Origin of the sequence: Roseitalea sp. MMSF_3546 (assembly GCF_030732865.1) — a bacterium.
Classification (GTDB): domain Bacteria; phylum Pseudomonadota; class Alphaproteobacteria; order Rhizobiales; family Rhizobiaceae; genus Roseitalea.
In genome coordinates this window covers 101,470-118,317 of record NZ_JASHKB010000007.1, presented here as the reverse complement: position 1 = coordinate 118,317, position 16,848 = coordinate 101,470, and the positions used below count along the sequence as shown (strand labels likewise).

16 protein-coding genes are annotated in these 16,848 nt (G+C 66.8%); 5 read left to right on the top strand and 11 right to left on the bottom strand.

The window, feature by feature from the left end:
* Positions 1 to 38: 38 nt before the first annotated feature.
* The 4 genes from RBB34_RS07985 to lptF form a co-directional block, all read right to left on the bottom strand.
* A complete protein-coding gene (locus tag RBB34_RS07985; protein WP_306118673.1) occupies positions 39 to 1,010 on the bottom strand; it encodes a SurA N-terminal domain-containing protein in 972 nt (323 codons plus the stop codon).
* 111 nt (positions 1,011 to 1,121) lie between these two features.
* The gene (locus tag RBB34_RS07980) at positions 1,122 to 3,512 is read right to left on the bottom strand and encodes an LPS-assembly protein LptD (protein WP_306118672.1); all 2,391 of its coding nucleotides are present in this window, start codon (positions 3,510 to 3,512) and stop codon (positions 1,122 to 1,124) included.
* Complete coding sequence (locus RBB34_RS07975; protein WP_306118671.1) at positions 3,512 to 4,606, bottom strand: LptF/LptG family permease; 1,095 nt, start codon at positions 4,604 to 4,606, stop codon at positions 3,512 to 3,514. The genes RBB34_RS07980 and RBB34_RS07975 overlap by 1 nt, the downstream gene beginning before the upstream one ends.
* A 10-nt stretch (positions 4,607 to 4,616) precedes the next feature.
* Positions 4,617 to 5,798: an LPS export ABC transporter permease LptF gene (gene lptF / locus RBB34_RS07970; protein ID WP_306118670.1), complete on the bottom strand. Its 1,182-nt coding sequence runs from the start codon at positions 5,796 to 5,798 to the stop codon at positions 4,617 to 4,619.
* Positions 5,799 to 6,022: 224 nt separating this feature from the next.
* Here lptF and RBB34_RS07965 point away from each other — a divergent pair, with 224 nt between their 5' ends.
* From RBB34_RS07965 to RBB34_RS07955, 3 genes are read left to right on the top strand one after another with little or no spacing between them, the layout of a single operon-like run.
* Positions 6,023 to 7,534, top strand: a complete 1,512-nt coding sequence (locus tag RBB34_RS07965) for a leucyl aminopeptidase (protein ID WP_306118669.1) — start codon at positions 6,023 to 6,025, stop codon at positions 7,532 to 7,534.
* On the top strand, positions 7,531 to 7,983 hold the full coding sequence (locus tag RBB34_RS07960; protein WP_306118668.1) for a DNA polymerase III subunit chi: 453 nt from the start codon (positions 7,531 to 7,533) through the stop codon (positions 7,981 to 7,983). Before RBB34_RS07965 ends, RBB34_RS07960 begins: the two co-directional genes overlap by 4 nt.
* A 19-nt stretch (positions 7,984 to 8,002) precedes the next feature.
* On the top strand, positions 8,003 to 8,695 hold the full coding sequence (locus RBB34_RS07955) for a hypothetical protein (RefSeq protein ID WP_306118667.1): 693 nt from the start codon (positions 8,003 to 8,005) through the stop codon (positions 8,693 to 8,695).
* Here RBB34_RS07955 and RBB34_RS07950 read toward each other — a convergent pair.
* The gene (locus RBB34_RS07950) at positions 8,692 to 10,569 is read right to left on the bottom strand and encodes an ABC-F family ATP-binding cassette domain-containing protein (RefSeq protein WP_306118666.1); all 1,878 of its coding nucleotides are present in this window, start codon (positions 10,567 to 10,569) and stop codon (positions 8,692 to 8,694) included. The genes RBB34_RS07955 and RBB34_RS07950 overlap by 4 nt on opposite strands.
* 164 nt (positions 10,570 to 10,733) lie before the next feature.
* On the opposite strand from RBB34_RS07950, the gene ndk reads away from it, so the two are divergent.
* Positions 10,734 to 11,156: a nucleoside-diphosphate kinase gene (gene ndk, locus RBB34_RS07945; RefSeq protein WP_306118665.1), complete on the top strand. Its 423-nt coding sequence runs from the start codon at positions 10,734 to 10,736 to the stop codon at positions 11,154 to 11,156.
* 60 nt (positions 11,157 to 11,216) lie between these two features.
* On the opposite strand, the gene RBB34_RS07940 is transcribed toward ndk, so the two are convergent.
* Positions 11,217 to 11,642 carry a thioesterase family protein gene (locus RBB34_RS07940; protein ID WP_306118664.1) on the bottom strand — a complete coding sequence of 142 codons (426 nt, stop codon included), beginning with the start codon at positions 11,640 to 11,642 and terminating at the stop codon, positions 11,217 to 11,219.
* 115 nt (positions 11,643 to 11,757) lie between these two features.
* Here RBB34_RS07940 and RBB34_RS07935 point away from each other — a divergent pair, with 115 nt between their 5' ends.
* Positions 11,758 to 12,450 carry a hemolysin III family protein gene (locus tag RBB34_RS07935; RefSeq protein ID WP_306118663.1) on the top strand — a complete coding sequence of 231 codons (693 nt, stop codon included), beginning with the start codon at positions 11,758 to 11,760 and terminating at the stop codon, positions 12,448 to 12,450.
* A gap of 22 nt (positions 12,451 to 12,472) precedes the next feature.
* On the opposite strand, the gene RBB34_RS07930 is transcribed toward RBB34_RS07935, so the two are convergent.
* The 5 genes from RBB34_RS07930 to pgsA form a co-directional block, all read right to left on the bottom strand.
* The gene (locus RBB34_RS07930) at positions 12,473 to 14,641 is read right to left on the bottom strand and encodes an EAL domain-containing protein (RefSeq protein ID WP_306118662.1); all 2,169 of its coding nucleotides are present in this window, start codon (positions 14,639 to 14,641) and stop codon (positions 12,473 to 12,475) included.
* Positions 14,642 to 14,799: 158 nt separating this feature from the next.
* Positions 14,800 to 15,315 carry a CBS domain-containing protein gene (locus RBB34_RS07925; protein WP_306118661.1) on the bottom strand — a complete coding sequence of 172 codons (516 nt, stop codon included), beginning with the start codon at positions 15,313 to 15,315 and terminating at the stop codon, positions 14,800 to 14,802.
* An 80-nt stretch (positions 15,316 to 15,395) separates the two neighbouring features.
* Complete coding sequence (locus RBB34_RS07920; RefSeq protein ID WP_306118660.1) at positions 15,396 to 15,881, bottom strand: molybdenum cofactor biosynthesis protein MoaE; 486 nt, start codon at positions 15,879 to 15,881, stop codon at positions 15,396 to 15,398.
* A gap of 2 nt (positions 15,882 to 15,883) precedes the next feature.
* Positions 15,884 to 16,147 (bottom strand): molybdopterin converting factor subunit 1, encoded by a 264-nt coding sequence (moaD, locus tag RBB34_RS07915; RefSeq protein WP_306118659.1) that lies wholly within the window; start codon positions 16,145 to 16,147, stop codon positions 15,884 to 15,886.
* Positions 16,148 to 16,157: 10 nt separating this feature from the next.
* A complete protein-coding gene (pgsA, locus tag RBB34_RS07910; RefSeq protein WP_306118658.1) occupies positions 16,158 to 16,763 on the bottom strand; it encodes a CDP-diacylglycerol--glycerol-3-phosphate 3-phosphatidyltransferase in 606 nt (201 codons plus the stop codon).
* Positions 16,764 to 16,848 lie beyond the last annotated feature (85 nt).

Here is a 16,848-nt window from a genome sequence, read left to right as displayed (position 1 = left end):
TTGGGGAGCCGTATCGGCGGGGCTTTCGACGCGGTCCGTCAGCGCCGCTGGATCCGTGCGTTCTTGCGCAGCTCGGCCAGGAAATCCTCGCCGCTCTGATCGCTTTCAAGCTCTTCGGTCGAAAACTGCAGCTTGGCGACGCGGTCGTCGCTGACCTGGCGGGCACGGCACACCACCAGGAACTCGACGCCGCGTTCGGTCTCCTTGACGCGCGTGGTCTGTCCGGTCTGCAGCCCCTTGACGTCGTCTTCCCAGGCCGCCGGCAGTTCGAGGGCGAGCACCCGCCCCAGGTCGCGGACCGTCACGTCGCGCAATTGCTGTGCCAGGCCGATGGTGCCGTCGCAGCCGGTCACCATGCTGCGCATGTTGTTGGCCTCCTGCCGGCGTCCCGCCAATTGCCGCGAGCGCTGGTCCTGCGGCACCAGGAAGATCACCTGCTGCAGCAAATATTCGGTCGAGGTCGGCTTGTCGCCGCCGCGCTCGAGCATCTTGGCAACCACGTCCTGCTCGCTCAGGGCGCGGCTGCCCTGGTTGCGGGCGCGCCACATCAGCGTCTGGTCCCAGCCGATCTGCAGGCGGATGAATTCGCGGAAATGCTTGGCGGTCACGCCCGACTGGTTCAGGATCTGCCTGAGCTGGCTGGTGGACATGCCGTTGTTGGAGGCGAAATTGCCGAACGCCGAATCGACCATGCGGTCGGGCACGCGGATGCCGGCGCGGTCGATCGCATCGCGCTTGATGGCCTCCTCGATCAGTTCGTCGGTCGCCTTGGCGTTCAGATTGCCGGACTGGCGCTGCAGCCGCAGGAAGGCGGCGCGTCGTGCCACGTCATAGCTGGTCACCACCTCGTCATTGACGATCGCGCGGATCTCCGAAGCCTGGGCTGCGCTGACAAGGGCGCCCGCGTTGGGCAGGCCCGATACCGCGACCGGCGCCGCCGCGATGCCCGCTGCGAGCACGAGTGTGGCCAGCGCCCTGGACCATGAAGGAAAGCTCGTTGTCGTCATCATCGTGCCTCGGAAATTGTCCTGTTCTCAATGGCTGTCGCCAATTCCGTGGCGACAGCGCCCTCGGTCTGGTTGGCCGTCGTTTCCGGCGAAACGATGACACATCCTGTCCGCTCAGAAATCAAGCGTCCGGGGCGTGCCGCCCAGATCGCCCAGCGTGCGTGCGGTCAACTTGAAGCCGATCGAGCGATTGATGGCGTTGGTCTCGTCGCGGTCCTCGCTATAGGCGACCAGAAAGGAGAAGCACTCGTCGTCATAGGCAAGGCCGATCGCCTGTTCGTCGAAACGCGAATTGGTCAGATCGTAGTTCGCAGCGCCAAGAACGCTCCAGTATTCGGCGAACCTTAGCTGCGCTTTCGCGGAGACTTCCTTGCGGTCGCTGGCGAACCCATAGGTCGGCTGCGCCTTGATGACGGCGTAGTTCGCCGCAAGGCGCACCGCCTCGGTCGAAAAGGAGATGTCGGCTTCGGCGCGCCTGAGAGCGAGATCGGTCTCGTCAAAGCGCGCGCCAACGCCCGCGGCAAAGCCGTTCTCGTGGCGCACGCCGAAGCTGCCGACATAGTCCGACCGATCGGTCTCCAGCCCCGATTCGGCGCCGGTATTGGTCGTATCGGCCCGTGCATAGGGGTTCTGGCCGCCAAGGTGGATCGACTGGCCGAAAATGCCGGTCGCGCTGAACCCGCCCGCGAACTCGCCCGAATAACGCAGCCCGATATTGGCGCGATGGCCGCCCTCGATCCGGTCGTAACCGGAGAACTTGTCGCGCTCGAACAGGCTGGCCGCGTCGAACACGAGGCTCTGGGCGTCCTCGTTGGGCAGAACGCCGTTGCCGGGCGCATCGGGGCGCAGGAACACCTGCGCCACCGGTTCGATCACATGGGTCGAGCCCGGTGCGGTGACGAGCAGCGGCCAGCGCGCCTCCACGCCGGCGGTCGCCATGCCCCGCCAATAGGTGCCGTCGGCAGCGAGCGCGGCGCCGGCATCCTCCATCGTCTCGGACAATGCGCCCATTGCGCTCGCGTTCAGGCCGAACGCCTCGCCGCGCGCGTGCAGGATCGGCGTGACCGCCAGTCCGCCCGGCGCGACCAGCGTGCGCCGCCATTCGCTTTCGGCCGTCATGCGCCAGTTCTGCCCGTCAATGCCGAAGGTGGCGTAATTGTCGTCGGTCGCCAGGCCCGGCATGGCGCGCATGTCGGTCGCATCGCGCCAGATGGCGCGCGTGTTGACATCGAAGCTCAGTTCGCCGCCGGCCACCGGCTGGGAGACGATGTAGCCGTAATCGACACTGGGCAGCACGACGGGCTGGCTGTCGTCGCGCCCGGCCGGGTCGGGCACGTTCTCCTGGACGGTGAAGGACATGGCGCGCGCGTCGAAGAAATTGCGGCCCGAAAGTCCGGTCAGATAGATCTCGTTGGTGACGACCTCGTCGTCGTAACCCTCGATCGCATAGGTGCGTGCGAAATTCTTGTCGCTCTGCAGCAGCCCGTTCCAGCCCCACTGCCAGCGCGGATTGATGTCGAACTGCCCGCTTGTTGCGACCATGCCGCGATTGCGCGCCATGCGGTCGACGGTGCCCGGATCGAAGGCGCCGGGGTCGAACTGGTGGATGCCGGCGATCTTCAGGTTGAACCGGCCATTGTCCAGCCGCTTGCGGAACTCGGCCTGGCCCATGAAGCCCTGCCGGGTGTAGCCCGTGCCGGTCAGCGTGAGGTCCGAACTGGGCGAGGTGACCAGGAAATAGGGCACCGAAACGCCGAAGCCGAGCGGATCGGCGAAGCTGAATTCGGGCGCCAGAAAGCCGCTCTTGCGCCGCACTGTCGGGTCGGCCGTGGTGAACACCGGCACGCGCGCGATCGGCACGCCGAAGAACTCGAAACTGGCGTTTTCGAACCGGACGGTCTTTTCCTCGCCGTTCCAGATGATTCGCTGCGCCTTGATCTGCCAGATCGGCGGCTTGTCCGGACGCTCGGCGCAGGGCTCGCAGGCGGTGTACAGCCCGTTGTTGAAGATCGTCACCGTGCCGCTGCGCCGTTCGGCGCTCTCGGCGGCGAATCGGGTGTTGTCGGTCGTCACCACGCGCAGCGCATTGATGAAGCCGTCGCGAAAATCGTCGGTGATGTCGATTTCCTCGGCGAACAGCCGCGTGCCGCCCGGCTGCAGGATCTCCACACGGCCGACGGCGACCAGCCGGCCGGTGGGCTCGATGTAGCTGACCCGGTCGGCGGCCAGCAGCGAGCCGTCATAGTCGATCCGCACATCGCCGACCGCCGAGATGATTCGGCGGTCGTTGTCGTAGATGAGCTCGTCCGCCTGCAACAGCAGCTGCGCGTCAGGGTTCGGCGCGCCCAGTTCGGCCAGCGCTTCGGGCGTTTGCGCGGCCGCGGGCGCGGCCAGCAGGGCGAATGCGCACACGCCGGCGGTCAGCGTCGCCGCAAGGAGCCGGGACAGACCGGTGCAGCTCGCCGCATTGCGCGGCTGCGCCGAATTTCCCCCAAGGTCACGCACTATCCGTCCTCGCGGTGCAGGAGATACGCCGTACCGAACAACATGCCGCAAAGCACCGGCAGCCACGCGGCGAGCGGCGGAGGAATGATCCCCGCGCTGCCGAACGACTTGGCCAGCGCCGTCAGGACATAAAGCACGAAGCCTGCGGCGATGCCACCCACAATCATGGGGGTGGACTGGCCCGACCGGACAAAGCGCAGCGACACGGTTGCAGCGACCAGCGTCATCGCGACCAGCAGCGCGGGCAGGGCCACAAGTGAATGAAATTGCATTCGAAACGGATGCGCGGGCACGCCGAACGATCGTGCCGCCTCGATCTGGGCGGGCAGGGCGTAGACCGGCACCATCTCGGCCGGCACCAGCGCCTCGCGGATCACCGCCTCGTTGAGGGCGGTGGCGATGACGATCGTGTCGCGCCAGATCGGCCGCTGGTCGGCGAGGCTGGTGGTGACGTCCTCGAGCACCCATTGACCGTCGTCGAGCCGGGCGCTCTCGGCATCGTGCCGTGCAATGATCGAACCGCCCGCCGAAATCTCGAGGAACACCGCCTCACGCAGCAGGACCTCATCATTGGTGACGCGTTGCGCGCCGATCAGCACCGTGCCGCCATCGACCCGGTTCTGGCGCAGCCAGGGTTCCTCGTCGGGCAGGGCGCGGCTGGCCGGCGACCCGCTCCAGCTGCCCTCGATCGCCTCGGCGGCGGAAAACCCGCTTGCGGCGAGCGGGCTGAGAACGGCGACCGACACGATGCCGATGGCAATGGCCGCCCCCCATGTCGGCGCCAGGAACTGCCACGCCGACATGCCCGCCGAGCGCGCGACGACCAGCTCGAATCGGCGGTTGAGCGCGATCAGCGTGGCGATGGTGGCAAACAGCATCACGAATGGCAGCGCCCCCAGGACATAGAACGGCGCGCGGATGGCCGAGATCATGAGCCCCAGCCCGACCGTGTATTCGGACAGGTTGCCGGCCCGGTTGGTCATTTCGGTGAAATCGATCAGCACGGCGAGGGCGGCGATCGCGACCGCAAAGACGGCCATCATGCCGACGAGGCGCCTGAAAATGTACCATTGAAGCGTGTGGCCGGCGAACATTTGACAGACCCTAGGCCGTGCTGCGATTGCGCATTGCGCGCAGCCGCGCCGCGCGCATCGTTTCGCGCCAGCGCGCAAGTCTCGACATCGCCGCGTCCGGCAGCCCGACGGTGCGGCCGGTCAGGAACATGAACGCGCCCAGCGCCAGCCCGGCGATCGGAATCGCATAGAGCAGCCAGAACAGCGAACCGTCGCCCTTGACCTGATTGTAGGCGAAATAGCCCGCCCAGCGATAGCCGAGCGCGCCGGCAAAGCCCAGGAACATGGCCGTGTTGGCGCCCGAGCGGTGCGAGCGCGGCTGGCCGGCCATGACCAGCGCGATCGCCGCAAACAGCGCCGGATACAGCCATTCGGTGAAACGGCGGTGGAGTTCGCCGCGGATCTGGCCGGGGTTCCTCTGCACATGGCGGTCGTTCGGGTCCGGATCGAGCAGGTAGGGCGTGCTGCGCTCATGCAGCATGTATTGCTCGGTGTCGGTGGCGCTTTCGAACTGCGACAGGCCGATCGCATAGGACTGAAAGCGGATGATCGAGATCGTGCCCGAAACCGGGTCCTTGCGATGGATCTGCCCGTCATTGAGCAGCACCACGGGTTCGCCGTTGTGCTCGTCGGCAACGCCCTGGCGCGCGTAGTAGATCAGGTGCTGGTTGTCCTCGCGCCGGTCGGCGATCATGATGCCGCCCAGCGTGCCGTTGGGCCGGCGCTCGTCGATATAGATCACCAGTCCGCGCTCGATGCGCGTGAAGCGCCCCTCGGTGATCAGCGAGGACAGAAGGTCGGTGCGGAAGTCGATGATGATGTCGCGGGCGGCGCGATTGCCGGCCGGTTCGGCCACGTGGTTGTTGAGGGCGATCACCGCGCCGAAGACAAGTGCCAGGATCAGCAGCGGCCGCGCCACCGTCAGGCGGCTGATGCCGACGCCCGCGACGATCGGCATCTCGCTGTCCGAGTTCATCGCATTGAGCACGCTCATCGCGCCGATCAGCAGGCCGAAGGGCAGGGTCAGCGTGATGAATTGCGGCGTCAGGAGCGCCATCATGGTCAGGAACGCGCCGATCGCGCCGCCGCTGCCGGTGGCGAAATCGATTCGCGTCACCGCCTGGCTGACCCAGACCACCGCCAGGATCGCCGCAAAGGCACCGATGGAAGACACTGCAACCCGACGGAAAATGTAGCGTTCAATGGTCGTCAATGGTCTTTCCCGTGGCGCCGAGCGGCCGCCGCGAGCCGCGCGCCGGCAGTCGGTCGAATTGTCGGCCGCCCGGTAAGATGCTGTCAATGATGTCCGCGCGCGGCTAACGTGCCCCCAACGAACGCGGTTAACGGACCATTGCAGCGCTTGCGCGGCCTTGCTATCGCCGCTTGGAACACCAAAATCAACCGCTTAGCCAGATACCAACAAGGTGGTGCGAGCCCATGTCCATTTTGCCGACCGTTTCATTTGCCAAGCCCACGGCCATCAAGAAGGGCGCCGTCGTGATCGTGTCGCCCCAGGACGCCGAGCTGTCGGGGCTTGCAGGTGATGTCGACGGCGACGGCGTGCTCGACCGCGCGGCCAGGATCGCAGAGTTCAAGGGCAAGAAGAAGGCGCTGCTCGACGTGCTGGCACCTTCGGGCAGCCCGGCGAGCCGGATCCTGGCGATCGGCGCCGGCAAGGTCGACGAGCTGACCCGGAGCGATTGGCAGGCGCTCGGCGGCGCCGCCCGCAAGGCGCTTGCAAAGGAGAGTTTCGTCACCGTCATTGGCGGCGAGGCCATGGATGCCGATGCCGCGACGGCCTTCGGACAGGGCTGGATGCTGCGCGCCTACGACTTCGACAAGTACAAGACCGTCAAGTCCGGCGACAATGACGACAATGGCAAGGCCGACCCCAAGAAGGCGCAGAAGGTGACGATCCAGATCGCCGGAGCGGCCGAGGCCAAGAAGGGCTGGGAGGGCGCCGAGGCGGTGGCGCGCGGCGTCATGCTGGCGCGCGATCTGGTCAACGAGCCGGCCAACCTGCTCGGACCGGTCGAGTTCGCGGGCCGGACCGAGGCGCTCGGGGCGCTCGGCGTCGAGGTCGACACGCTCGACGAAAAGCAGATGAAGAAGCTCGGCATGGGCGCCTTTCTTGGCGTCGCGCAGGGCTCGGCGCGGCCGCCGCGCATCGTGATCATGAAATGGAACGGCGCCGGCGCAAGGCACAAGCCGGTCGCCTTCATCGGCAAGGGCGTGGTCTTCGATACCGGCGGCATCTCCATCAAGCCCTCCGGCGGGATGGAGGACATGAAGGGCGACATGGGCGGGGCGGCGGCCGTCACCGGCCTGATGCATGCGCTCGCCGGCCGCAAGGCGAAGGTCAATGCCATCGGCATTGTCGGCCTGGTCGAGAACATGCCCGACGGCAACGCCCAGCGCCCCGGCGACATCGTCACGTCCATGTCCGGTCAGACGATCGAGGTGATCAACACCGACGCCGAGGGCCGGCTGATCCTGGCCGACATGCTGACCTACTGCAAGAAGACCTACGAGCCCAGGTCGATGATCAATCTGGCCACCCTGACCGGCGCGATCATCGTCGCGCTGGGCCAGGAGCATGCGGGCCTTTTCACCAATGACGACGCCATCGCCGAAGCGCTGTCGAAGGCCGGCATGGCGACCGGCGAGAAGGTCTGGCGCATGCCGCTGGGTCCCGAATACGACAAGATGATCGATTCCAAGTTCGCCGACATGAAGAATGTCGGCGGGCGCAATGCCGGCTCGATCACCGCCGCGCAGTTCCTCAAGCGCTTCGTCGGCGACACGCCCTGGGCGCATCTGGACGTCGCCGGTACCGCCATGGCCTCGCCCGCCAACGACGTCAACGCCTCCTGGGGGTCCGGCTTCGGCGTACGGCTGCTCGATGAGTGGGTGCGCGCCGTGCACGAAAGCCCGCAAGCGGGACGATGACGGAGGCCACCTTCTACCACCTGACCGAGACCGCGCTCGAGGCGGCGCTGCCCGCGCTCGTCGAGAAGTCGCTCGCCCGCAACTGGCGCGCCGTCATCCAGGTGCCCGATGCCGCCGCCTGCGCGGCGATCGACCAGCACTTGTGGACCTTCCGCGCGCAATCCTTCCTGCCCCATGGCCGCGACGGCGACGAGCCGGCCGGCGATCATCCGGTGTTCGTCACCGCCGGCACGGCAAATCCCAATGGAGGGCATATCCGCTTCATGCTCGGTGGCGCCCAGGCGCCCGACGACCTGTCCGGCCATGCGCGCATCGCGGTCATGTTCGACGGACGCGACGACGAGGCGGTCGACGCCGCGCGGGCGCAATGGCGCGCCTTTCGCGCCGCCGGCCATGACCTGGCCTACTGGAAGCAGACGCCAGAGGGCCGCTGGGAACGGGCCGCGTGAGGGTGCCATGATACGGCGCGTGATCACACGGATCGGCCTTGCGCTGCTCCTGTTCGGCGCCGCCGGCGCGCTTGCCTATCCGGTCTGGTTCGGCACCTATTACAACATCGATCTGGGCACTTATCGCGTGTATGACCGTCAGGACGGCTTTCAGGCGATCACCGACATCGCGCTGTCGCCCGCAGCCGCCCCGCTCGACGTCGTGTTGACCGGTCGGAGCGACGGCCCGCCGCCGGCCGATGATGCGGTGACGACCATCACGCTGGTGATCAACGATGCGGACGGCACGCTTGCCGCCGAGGTGATCGACCTCGTCCCGCGCCCGGACGATCTTGATCCGGACCCGGCCGCCGGCGCCCGCCTTTACGCCGAACTGCCGCCGGTCGCGCCGGTCGGCACGGGCGGCCATGACTTCATCTTCGGCGAGGGCGGCCGCAGCGAGATTCCCCTCGCCTTTGTCGACATGACGCTCACCGCTGCCGTCGCCGAGCCCGCGCCGCGCATCGCGCCGGCCTCCTATGCGCTCATGGGCGTGGGCCTGCTTCTGATCGTCGCCTCGCGCCGTCGCGGCCGCAGGCCAAGGGCCCCGGCGGGCGCCAGCGGCCGTAGCGATGACGGGCGCGTCGAGACGTCCAATATCGGACGGCGCGTGCCGCTCGACCGGGCGCCGGACAAGCCCAAGCGGCGCTGGGGCCGGGGCGGGGGCGATTAGCCCGCCTCGGTGGCCGCTTCCTCATATTCGGCCGACAGCGCCAGCCATCGTTCCTCCCAGGCGGCGCGCTTGTGCTCGGCCGCCGCGCGCTTGCGCGACAGTTCCGCCACCTTGTCGCCATTGCCCGCCACGTCCGGCTTGAGAAACTCGGCATCGATCGCCTGAATCATCTTGTCGGCTTTTTCCACCAACCCTTCGAGTTCGCTGATCTTTTTGCGCATGGGCGCAAGTTCGGCGCGCCGTGCCGCCGCCTGCCGCCGCCTGTCGCGTCCGCTGGCGGTCTGCGTTTCGGTGGATTCGGATCTGGGCGCGGCCCTGAGCACCTGCGCGCGATAGTCGTCCATGTCGCCCTCGAACGGCGCCACCGTACCGTCCGCCACCAGCCACAGCCGGTCGGCGGAGGTCTCGATCAGGTGCCGGTCGTGGCTGATCAGGATCACCGCGCCCGAATAGGCGTTCAGCGCCTCGGTCAGCGCGGCCCGGCTGTCGATATCCAGATGATTGGTCGGCTCGTCCAGGATCAGAAGATGCGGCGCGTCATGGGTGGCAAGCGCCAGGGTCAACCGGGCGCGCTCGCCGCCCGACAGTTCGGCCGCCGGCGTGTCCATCTTCTCGGTCGAAAGCCCGGCGGCGGCGACGCGGGCGCGCACCCTGGCCTCCGCACCATGCGGATCGAGCGCCCGAAAATGACCGTAGGCACTGGCCTTCGGGTCGAGATCGTCGAGCTGATGCTGGGCGAACATGGCGACCTTGAGCTTGTCGGCGCGCACGATGCGCCCCTCCTGCGCGTCGAGCCGGCCGGCGAGCAGCTTGGCGAAGGTCGACTTGCCGTTGCCGTTGGCGCCCAGCAGCGCGATGCGGTCGTCATGGTCGATCCTCAGATCGAGCCGGCGCAGCACCGGCCGGTCCGGATCGTAGCCGACCGAGACCTTCTCGAGCGCGATGATCGGCGAGGCGGCCTCCCGCTCGGGCGAGGCGAAGGCGATCGGCGCGACCGCCGCGTCGACGACAAGCTGCGTCTCGCCCATCTTCTCGAGCGCCTTGAGCCGGCTTTGCGCCTGCCGCGCCTTGGACGCCTTGTAGCGGAACCGGTCGACGAAGGCCTGCATGTGCTTGCGCCGCGCCGCCTGTTTCTCGGCCATCTTGGCCGACAGGGCCGCCTTTTCGGCCCGCGTGCGCGCGAACCGGTCGTAATTGCCGCGATACACGCTCAGCTTGCGATGTTCCAGATGCAGGATCGATGTCGCGCAGCTGTTCAAGAGGTCGCGGTCATGGCTGATGATGATCACGGTGTGCGGATAGCGCTGGATGTAGGTCTCCAGCCACAGCGTACCCTCGAGATCGAGATAGTTTGTCGGCTCGTCGAGCAGCAGCAGGTCGGGCGCCGAAAACAGCACCGCCGCGAGCGCGACGCGCATGCGCCAGCCGCCCGAGAAGGACGCGCACGGACGCCGCTGCGCCTGGGCGTCGAAGCCCAGCCCCGACAGGATCGATGCCGCCCGCGCTTCGGCCGAATGGGCATCGATATCGGCGAGCCGGGTGTGGATCTCGGCGATGGCGTCCGGGTCGGTCTCGGCCTCGGCGCGCGCCAGAAGCGCGGTGCGTTCGGTATCGGCGGCGAGCACGGTGTCGATGAGCGAATCCTGCGTGCCCGGCGCCTCCTGCGCCACCTGGCCGATGCGCGCGCGCGCCGGCACGCTGACCGCCCCGCTTTCGGGCGCGGCCTCGCCGGTCAACAGGCGGAACAGCGTCGTCTTGCCGGTGCCGTTGCGGCCGACGAAGCCGCATTTGGACCCGGCGGGCAGTGTGGCCGATGCGTCCTCGAACAGGGCGCGCCCGGCGATGCGATAGGTCAGATTTGAGATCTGCAGCATGGCCTTCCTGTGCCCGAACGGGCCGGGCTTCGCAAGCGACCCGCCGGCGCGAGGGGCAGCGCATTGGCCGCGCCGAACGCCCTTGGCACGGCCGGCCCCCGCCGCTATAGGGCGGCCAGCCAATCGCGAGCATCGTTCACATCACAGTCGAAGGGACCCCGTCCATGGCCATCGAGCGCACCTTTTCCATGATCAAGCCCGACGCGACCGCGCGCAACCTGACCGGGGCGATCACCGGTATCCTCGAGGAGAACGGGCTCAGGGTCATCGCCTCCAAGCGCGTCTGGATGAGCCGCAAGCAGGCCGAGGGGTTCTACGCCGTGCACAGTGAGCGGCCCTTCTTCGACGAGTTGTGCACGTTCATGTCGTCCGGCCCGACGGTGGTGCAGGTGCTCGAGGGCGAAAACGCCATCGCCAGGAACCGCGAGGTGATGGGCGCGACCAACCCCGCCGAGGCCGCCGAGGGCACGATCCGCAAGCTCTACGCGAACTCGATCGGCGAGAACTCGGTGCACGGTTCGGACGCGCCCGACACGGCGGCCGAGGAAATCGCCTACTGGTTCTCGGAAATCGAGATCGTCGGCTGAACCGCGCCGGCCATCATTTTTTCATGATCGGGGGCCGGGCATTGCGCCCGGCCTTTGCCGTCATGGCGCCAGCATCAGCGATGACAGCGCCGCCCGGGCATTGTCGGGCAGGGCGGCGGGCCTGCGCGTATGCGTGTCGATCAGCACGATCGCGCTGTCCGCCATGGCCACGCAGCGCCCGTCAAGGAACAGTGCCTGGCTGAGCCCGACCGATGTGCGGCCAAGCCGCGACACGCCGCTCGCCACCCTGACCTCGCCTGGATAGTTCATCTCCCCGGCGAACCGGATGGTGATCTCGGCAATCACGAATTGGCAACCAGATGGCGGCATGCCCCGTTCGGGGTCGTACAGAAAGGCGACGCGGCCGCTTTCGAACAGCGTGGCGAACACCGCGTTGTTGACGTGACCTTGCTGGTCGGTGTCACCGAAGCGCAGCTTCTCGGTGATGACATGCGGGAATTGCTCGATTTGGCGCGGTTCTTGCATTGAAAGGCGTGGAATCGGTCGGGTGCGACGTAAGGTCGGCTGATGGCGCGGTTAACGGCACTCTAAGAAGGCTGTCGCATGATGGCACATCGGGCATGTCAGAGGCGAGGACTGGGTGAACCAAAAGGCACTTGAACACAAGCCGGCAATCGTGCCCGGCATGGCCTATCCCGATTATACGCGCGGCGAGCGCATCGCCGATGGCGTCATCCACGTGCTCGCCATCATTGCCAGCCTGGTCGCCTTCTCGATCCTGTTCGTCTTCGCCATCACGCGGCTTTCGGTTCCGATGAGCATCGCGCTCATAGTCTACGGCATTTCGGTGATGGCGCTTTTCTGCTTTTCGGCGGCCTATCACATGACGCCCTGGCCGGGGGCGCGGCCGCTTCTGCGGCGGCTGGATCAGGCGGCGATCTTCGTCAAGATCGGCGGGTCCTACACACCGATTGTCCTGCTCATCGACACGCTGTTCGGCTATGTGATCCTGACCATGGTGTGGGTTGCCGCGCTCGTCGGGGCGGGCGGCAAGATCGTGTTCGGGCGGCTGTTCGAGGGCTATTCGGTGCCGCTCTATCTGGGCCTTGGCTGGGCCAGCCTGCTGCTGCTGTGGCCGATGTTCGCCACCGTGCCCTTCATCGATGCCTGGCTGGTGATCGCCGGCGGGGTGGCCTATTCGGTCGGCGTCATTTTCCATCAGTGGGACGGGCTGAAGTACCAGAATGCGGTCTGGCACGGCTTCGTCTTCATCGCCTCGGCCTGCCATTTCGCCGCCATCACCCACGCCGCCTTCGTGCTCGGCCGGGCCTGACCATGCCCGATCGCCGACCCGTTCAGGCGCTCGCCGAAATCGGGCTGCGTTCGCCTGGCGGCGGGTGGTCGACCGCATAGGCCTCGAACTCGGATCGTACCATGGCCGGACGGAACAGATGGCCCTGCATGAGGGTGCAGCCATAGGCGGTCAGCAGGGCGCGCTGCTCTTCGGTCTCCACCCGTTCGGCGATCGCGCGCATGTCCAGCGTCTGCGCCACCGCCAGGATGGTGCGCACCAGCGCCCGATCGCTGGAGGAGGCCTCCATGTCGGTGATGAACGAGCCGTCGATCTTCAACTCGTCGAAGGTCAGGTTCTTCAGATAGGCCAGCGAGGAGAAGCCGGTGCCGAAATCGTCGATGGAGAACTGCACGCCCAGTGCGCGCAGGACGCCCATATTGTGGCGAACGAGCGCCTTGTCCTGGGCCAGCACGTGCTCGGTGATCTCAAGGACAAGCCGGCCGGCGATGTCGGCATTCGCGCGCACGACATCGCACAATTGCGCAAAGGCCAGTTCCTGTGTCAGCGAGTGCGGCGTGATGTTCAGGGAAAAGGTCAGCCGGCCGAGCACGGCGTGGCCCTTCCAGTCGCGCAGGCACGCCATTGCCCGGCACACCGCACCTTGCGTGAACAGCGTCATGGAGGGCGAGTTCTCGATCATCGGGAAGAACTCCGACGGCCGCACGAAGCCGTGATCGGGGTGCGTCCAGCGCATCAGCGCCTCGCAGCCATGCACGGCGCCGTGCCGGTCGACCTGCGGCTGCAGGTGGAAATCGAGCGTCCCGTCATCCATCGCCGCCAGCATGTCGCGCAATAGCGCATAGTCGCGCCCGCCGCGCCGCCCCGTATCGGGATCGAAGAAGACATGGGTGTTGCGGCCCCGCCGCTTGGCCGCGTGCATCGCCGCGTTGCCGCGGCGCAGGATCTCCTGGGGATCGCCCTCGCTGCCGTCGAAGGCGACCACGCCCATCGAGCCGGTGGCGAGATGGTCGACCTTGTCGATCTGCACCGACTGGCGCAGCGCGCCCTGCAGCTTGGCGACGATCGCTTCGAGCCGTTCGCGCACCGCCGGCCATTCCGCGCCCAGATCCTCGCACACGATGACGAACTCGTCGCCATCGACGCGCGCGACCAGGTCGATGACCCAGGTGATCGCGGTCATCCGCTTGCCGGCCTCGACCAGCATCTGGTCGCCGATGCCGTGGCCATGGGTGTCATTGAGCTGCTTGAAGTGGTCGAGGTCGATGCAGATCAGACCGGCCCAGGTGCCCTCGCGCCGATGCCGCTCCATGCTCTTTGCGAGCGCGTTGATCAGGTGGCGGCGATTGGCGAGCCCGGTCAGCGGGTCGAACAGGGCAAGCTGCCTGATTTCCAGCTCATTGGCCTTGCGCTCGGAGATGTCGCTGCAATAGCCGCTCCATACGATCGAGCCGTCCGCGCGCTCGGGCGTCGCGCACAGCGACAGCCACCGTTCGCTGCCATCGGCCCGAAGGATGCGGAACTCGGCGCCCCAATCGGTGAGCGTTTCGGCCGACACGGCCAGCGACCGCATGTAACGGTCGCGGTCATCGGGATGGATCGGAACGGCCGCGCCCAGCAACGCGCCGAGATCGTCCGCCCGCCGATAGCCCAGCAGCGCATGAAAGCCCGGACTTGCGAACACAAGCGCATAGCGCCCATCGGCGTGGCGGGCGAGCTGAAACAGGCCGCCGGGGACCTGGTTGACCAGCTTGGCGAACTGCCGTTCATTCTCCTGGCCGCGCACGATGGCGGTGATGTCGCGCACCGATCCTTCGTAGTGGGACGGCTTGCCGGTGAGCGGATCGAGCACCAGGCGCGCATCCTCGGTGACCCAGATGCATTCGCCGGTCCGGTATCGCCGAACCATCGAAACGAAGTCGCGCACCTGTCCGGCGTCGGCCAGCGCCCGCATGAACTGGGCCCGACGGTCCGCGTCGACATACCATTCATTGGCGATGTCGCTGACGACGGCGCGCAGCTCGGCGAGCGTTTCGTAGCCATTGAGCTCGACCAGCGCCCTGTTGGCATGGATCAGCTTGCCGTCGAGCGAGGTCCAGTAGATCCCCTCGCGCAGGAAATCCAGCGTGTCCAGGGCCGACATCGCCGATAGGGGCGGCTGCGTCCCGGCAAGGCGATTGCCGCATCGGATCGATATTGCGCGACCAGCCAAGGCTCCTCCCCCGCAGACTGTGCAGCCCATGACGTCACGGGCATCGCAGAAGGGCCGGTTGTCGCGGCCCGACAGTCGGCGATTTTCCCTTTCCTGACTGAATGCGCGATTGGCTGGATTTTCGCTGAAAAGTTGTATCGAGGCGGCACGCCTGCCGGTCAGTTGGCACCATTGAGCATGAAGATCAGCACGATGGAATAGACCAGGATCCCGCCGGCGATCAGGAAGATCTGATAGTTGCTGGCCACGGTCGCCTTGGTTTGCTCGGCGACCCTGTCGAGCAGTTCGGGCCATGTGTAGGAGACGAAATCGCCCTGCGTCATGATCGATACCAGGCGTCCCTCATCGTCAAGGACCGGCAGGCGGCGAAAGCGCTCGTTGGACATGATGCGCAGCCAGTCGCGCAGGTCGTCGGTCTGTCGGGCGACGCGCACCTCGGCGGTCATGATGTCCGAAAGGGCGGTCTTTTCGGGATCCATCTTCTTGTTGACCAGCCGCTTCATCACGTCGCGCTCGGTGACCATGCCCACGACCTTGTTCTGACCGTCGACCACGACGACCGAGCCGTAATCCTTTTCGGACATGGCTGCCACGGCTTCGGCGACGCTGGTGTCGGGCGGAAAGGCCATCGGTTTGGCCTTTGCGGCGTATTCCGGCCGGTCCATGATGCGCATGGGCGTGTTCCTCCTCGTTTTCGGTGCATTACCCGCAGCAAGGAGCTAGCGCGATTTTTCGCGGCGAAAAGCCCGCCTGGTCACACGCGTCCGGTTTCGGTCCAGCGCTCGGCGGCACGGGCATCGGCGGCGCGCGATTCGACCCATTCGCCGACCGAACCGTCGGCAAGGTGCTCGCGCTTCCAGAACGGGGCCCTGCTCTTGAGATAGTCCATCAGGAAATTGGCCGCCTCGAAGGCCGCGCGCCGATGGGCGGCGGCGGCGATAACGAGCACGATCGCCTCGCCGGGCTCGATCCTGCCATGTCTGTGGATGACCCGGAGCGCGGCGAGCGGCCAGCGCTCGGTGGCTTGAGCGGCGATGCGGCCGATTTCGGCCTCGGCCATGCCCGGATAGTGCTCGATCTCGAGCGCGGCCAGCCGGCCGTCTTCGTCGCGGCACAGTCCGGTGAACGCGACCACCGCGCCGATATCGGGGCGTCCTGCCGCCAGGTCCTGCTGTTCGGCGCCCGTATCGAACGGCGCCGCCTGAACGCGCACCAACGGCGATGGCACCGCTGCATTCATCGTCAGCCGCCCGTCATCGGCGGAAACAGGGCGATTTCGCGCGCTTCGCCGATCGGCTCGTCGGGCGCGAGGTGTTGCCGGTCGGCGGCGATCCTGATCGCCTGGGCGTCGTCGAGTGCGGCCCTGTAGCCCTCGCCGCGGCTGCGCAGGAAGGCGATGACGTCGGCGCCGGTGCGCGCGGTCTGGGGCAATTCGAGCCATTCCTCGGCGAAGCCGATCCGTTCACGCACCCAGGCGAAATAGACGAACTTGACCGGTTGTCCCATCGTGCATTCCTTACGAGCTTTGGCTATCGGTCACGTGCTGCAGGCCGGACCGGTAGTAGTCCCAGCCGGTGTAAAGCGTAATGATCGCCGAAATCCACAGCAGGACGATGCCGGTTTCCGAGACATAGGGCACGACCTTGTCGCCGGCCGGCCCTGCCAGCAGGAAGCCCACGGCGACGAGCTGGATCGTCGTCTTCCACTTGGCGAGCTGGCTCACCGGCACCGACACGCGCACCGCCGCCAGGTATTCGCGCAGCCCCGACACCAGGATCTCCCGGCACAGGATCACGATTGCCGCCCACAGCGACCAGCCCGCAATGGTGCCCTCGGCGGCAAGCAGCAACAGCGCCACCGAGACCAGCAGTTTGTCGGCGATCGGATCGAGCATCTTGCCGATGGCCGAGGCCTGCTGCCATTTGCGGGCCAGATAGCCATCCAGATAGTCGGTCAGCGAGGCGATCACGAAGATCGCCAGCGCCGACCAGCGCGCCAGATCGCTCGCCGCCAGCCGGCCCTCGATGAAAAAGCAAAGCACCATGAGCGGCACGGCGGCGATGCGCCCATAGGTCAGCAGGTTGGGCAGCGCGTAGGTGTGGGCTTTGTCGTTGGCTGGCATCGCCGCTCCTGACTTGTTGCAGTGCAAATCTGCACCCTCGGCCGGGCAGGTCAAGCGCCGCGCCCCGACCTTCTCTCGCCACGCC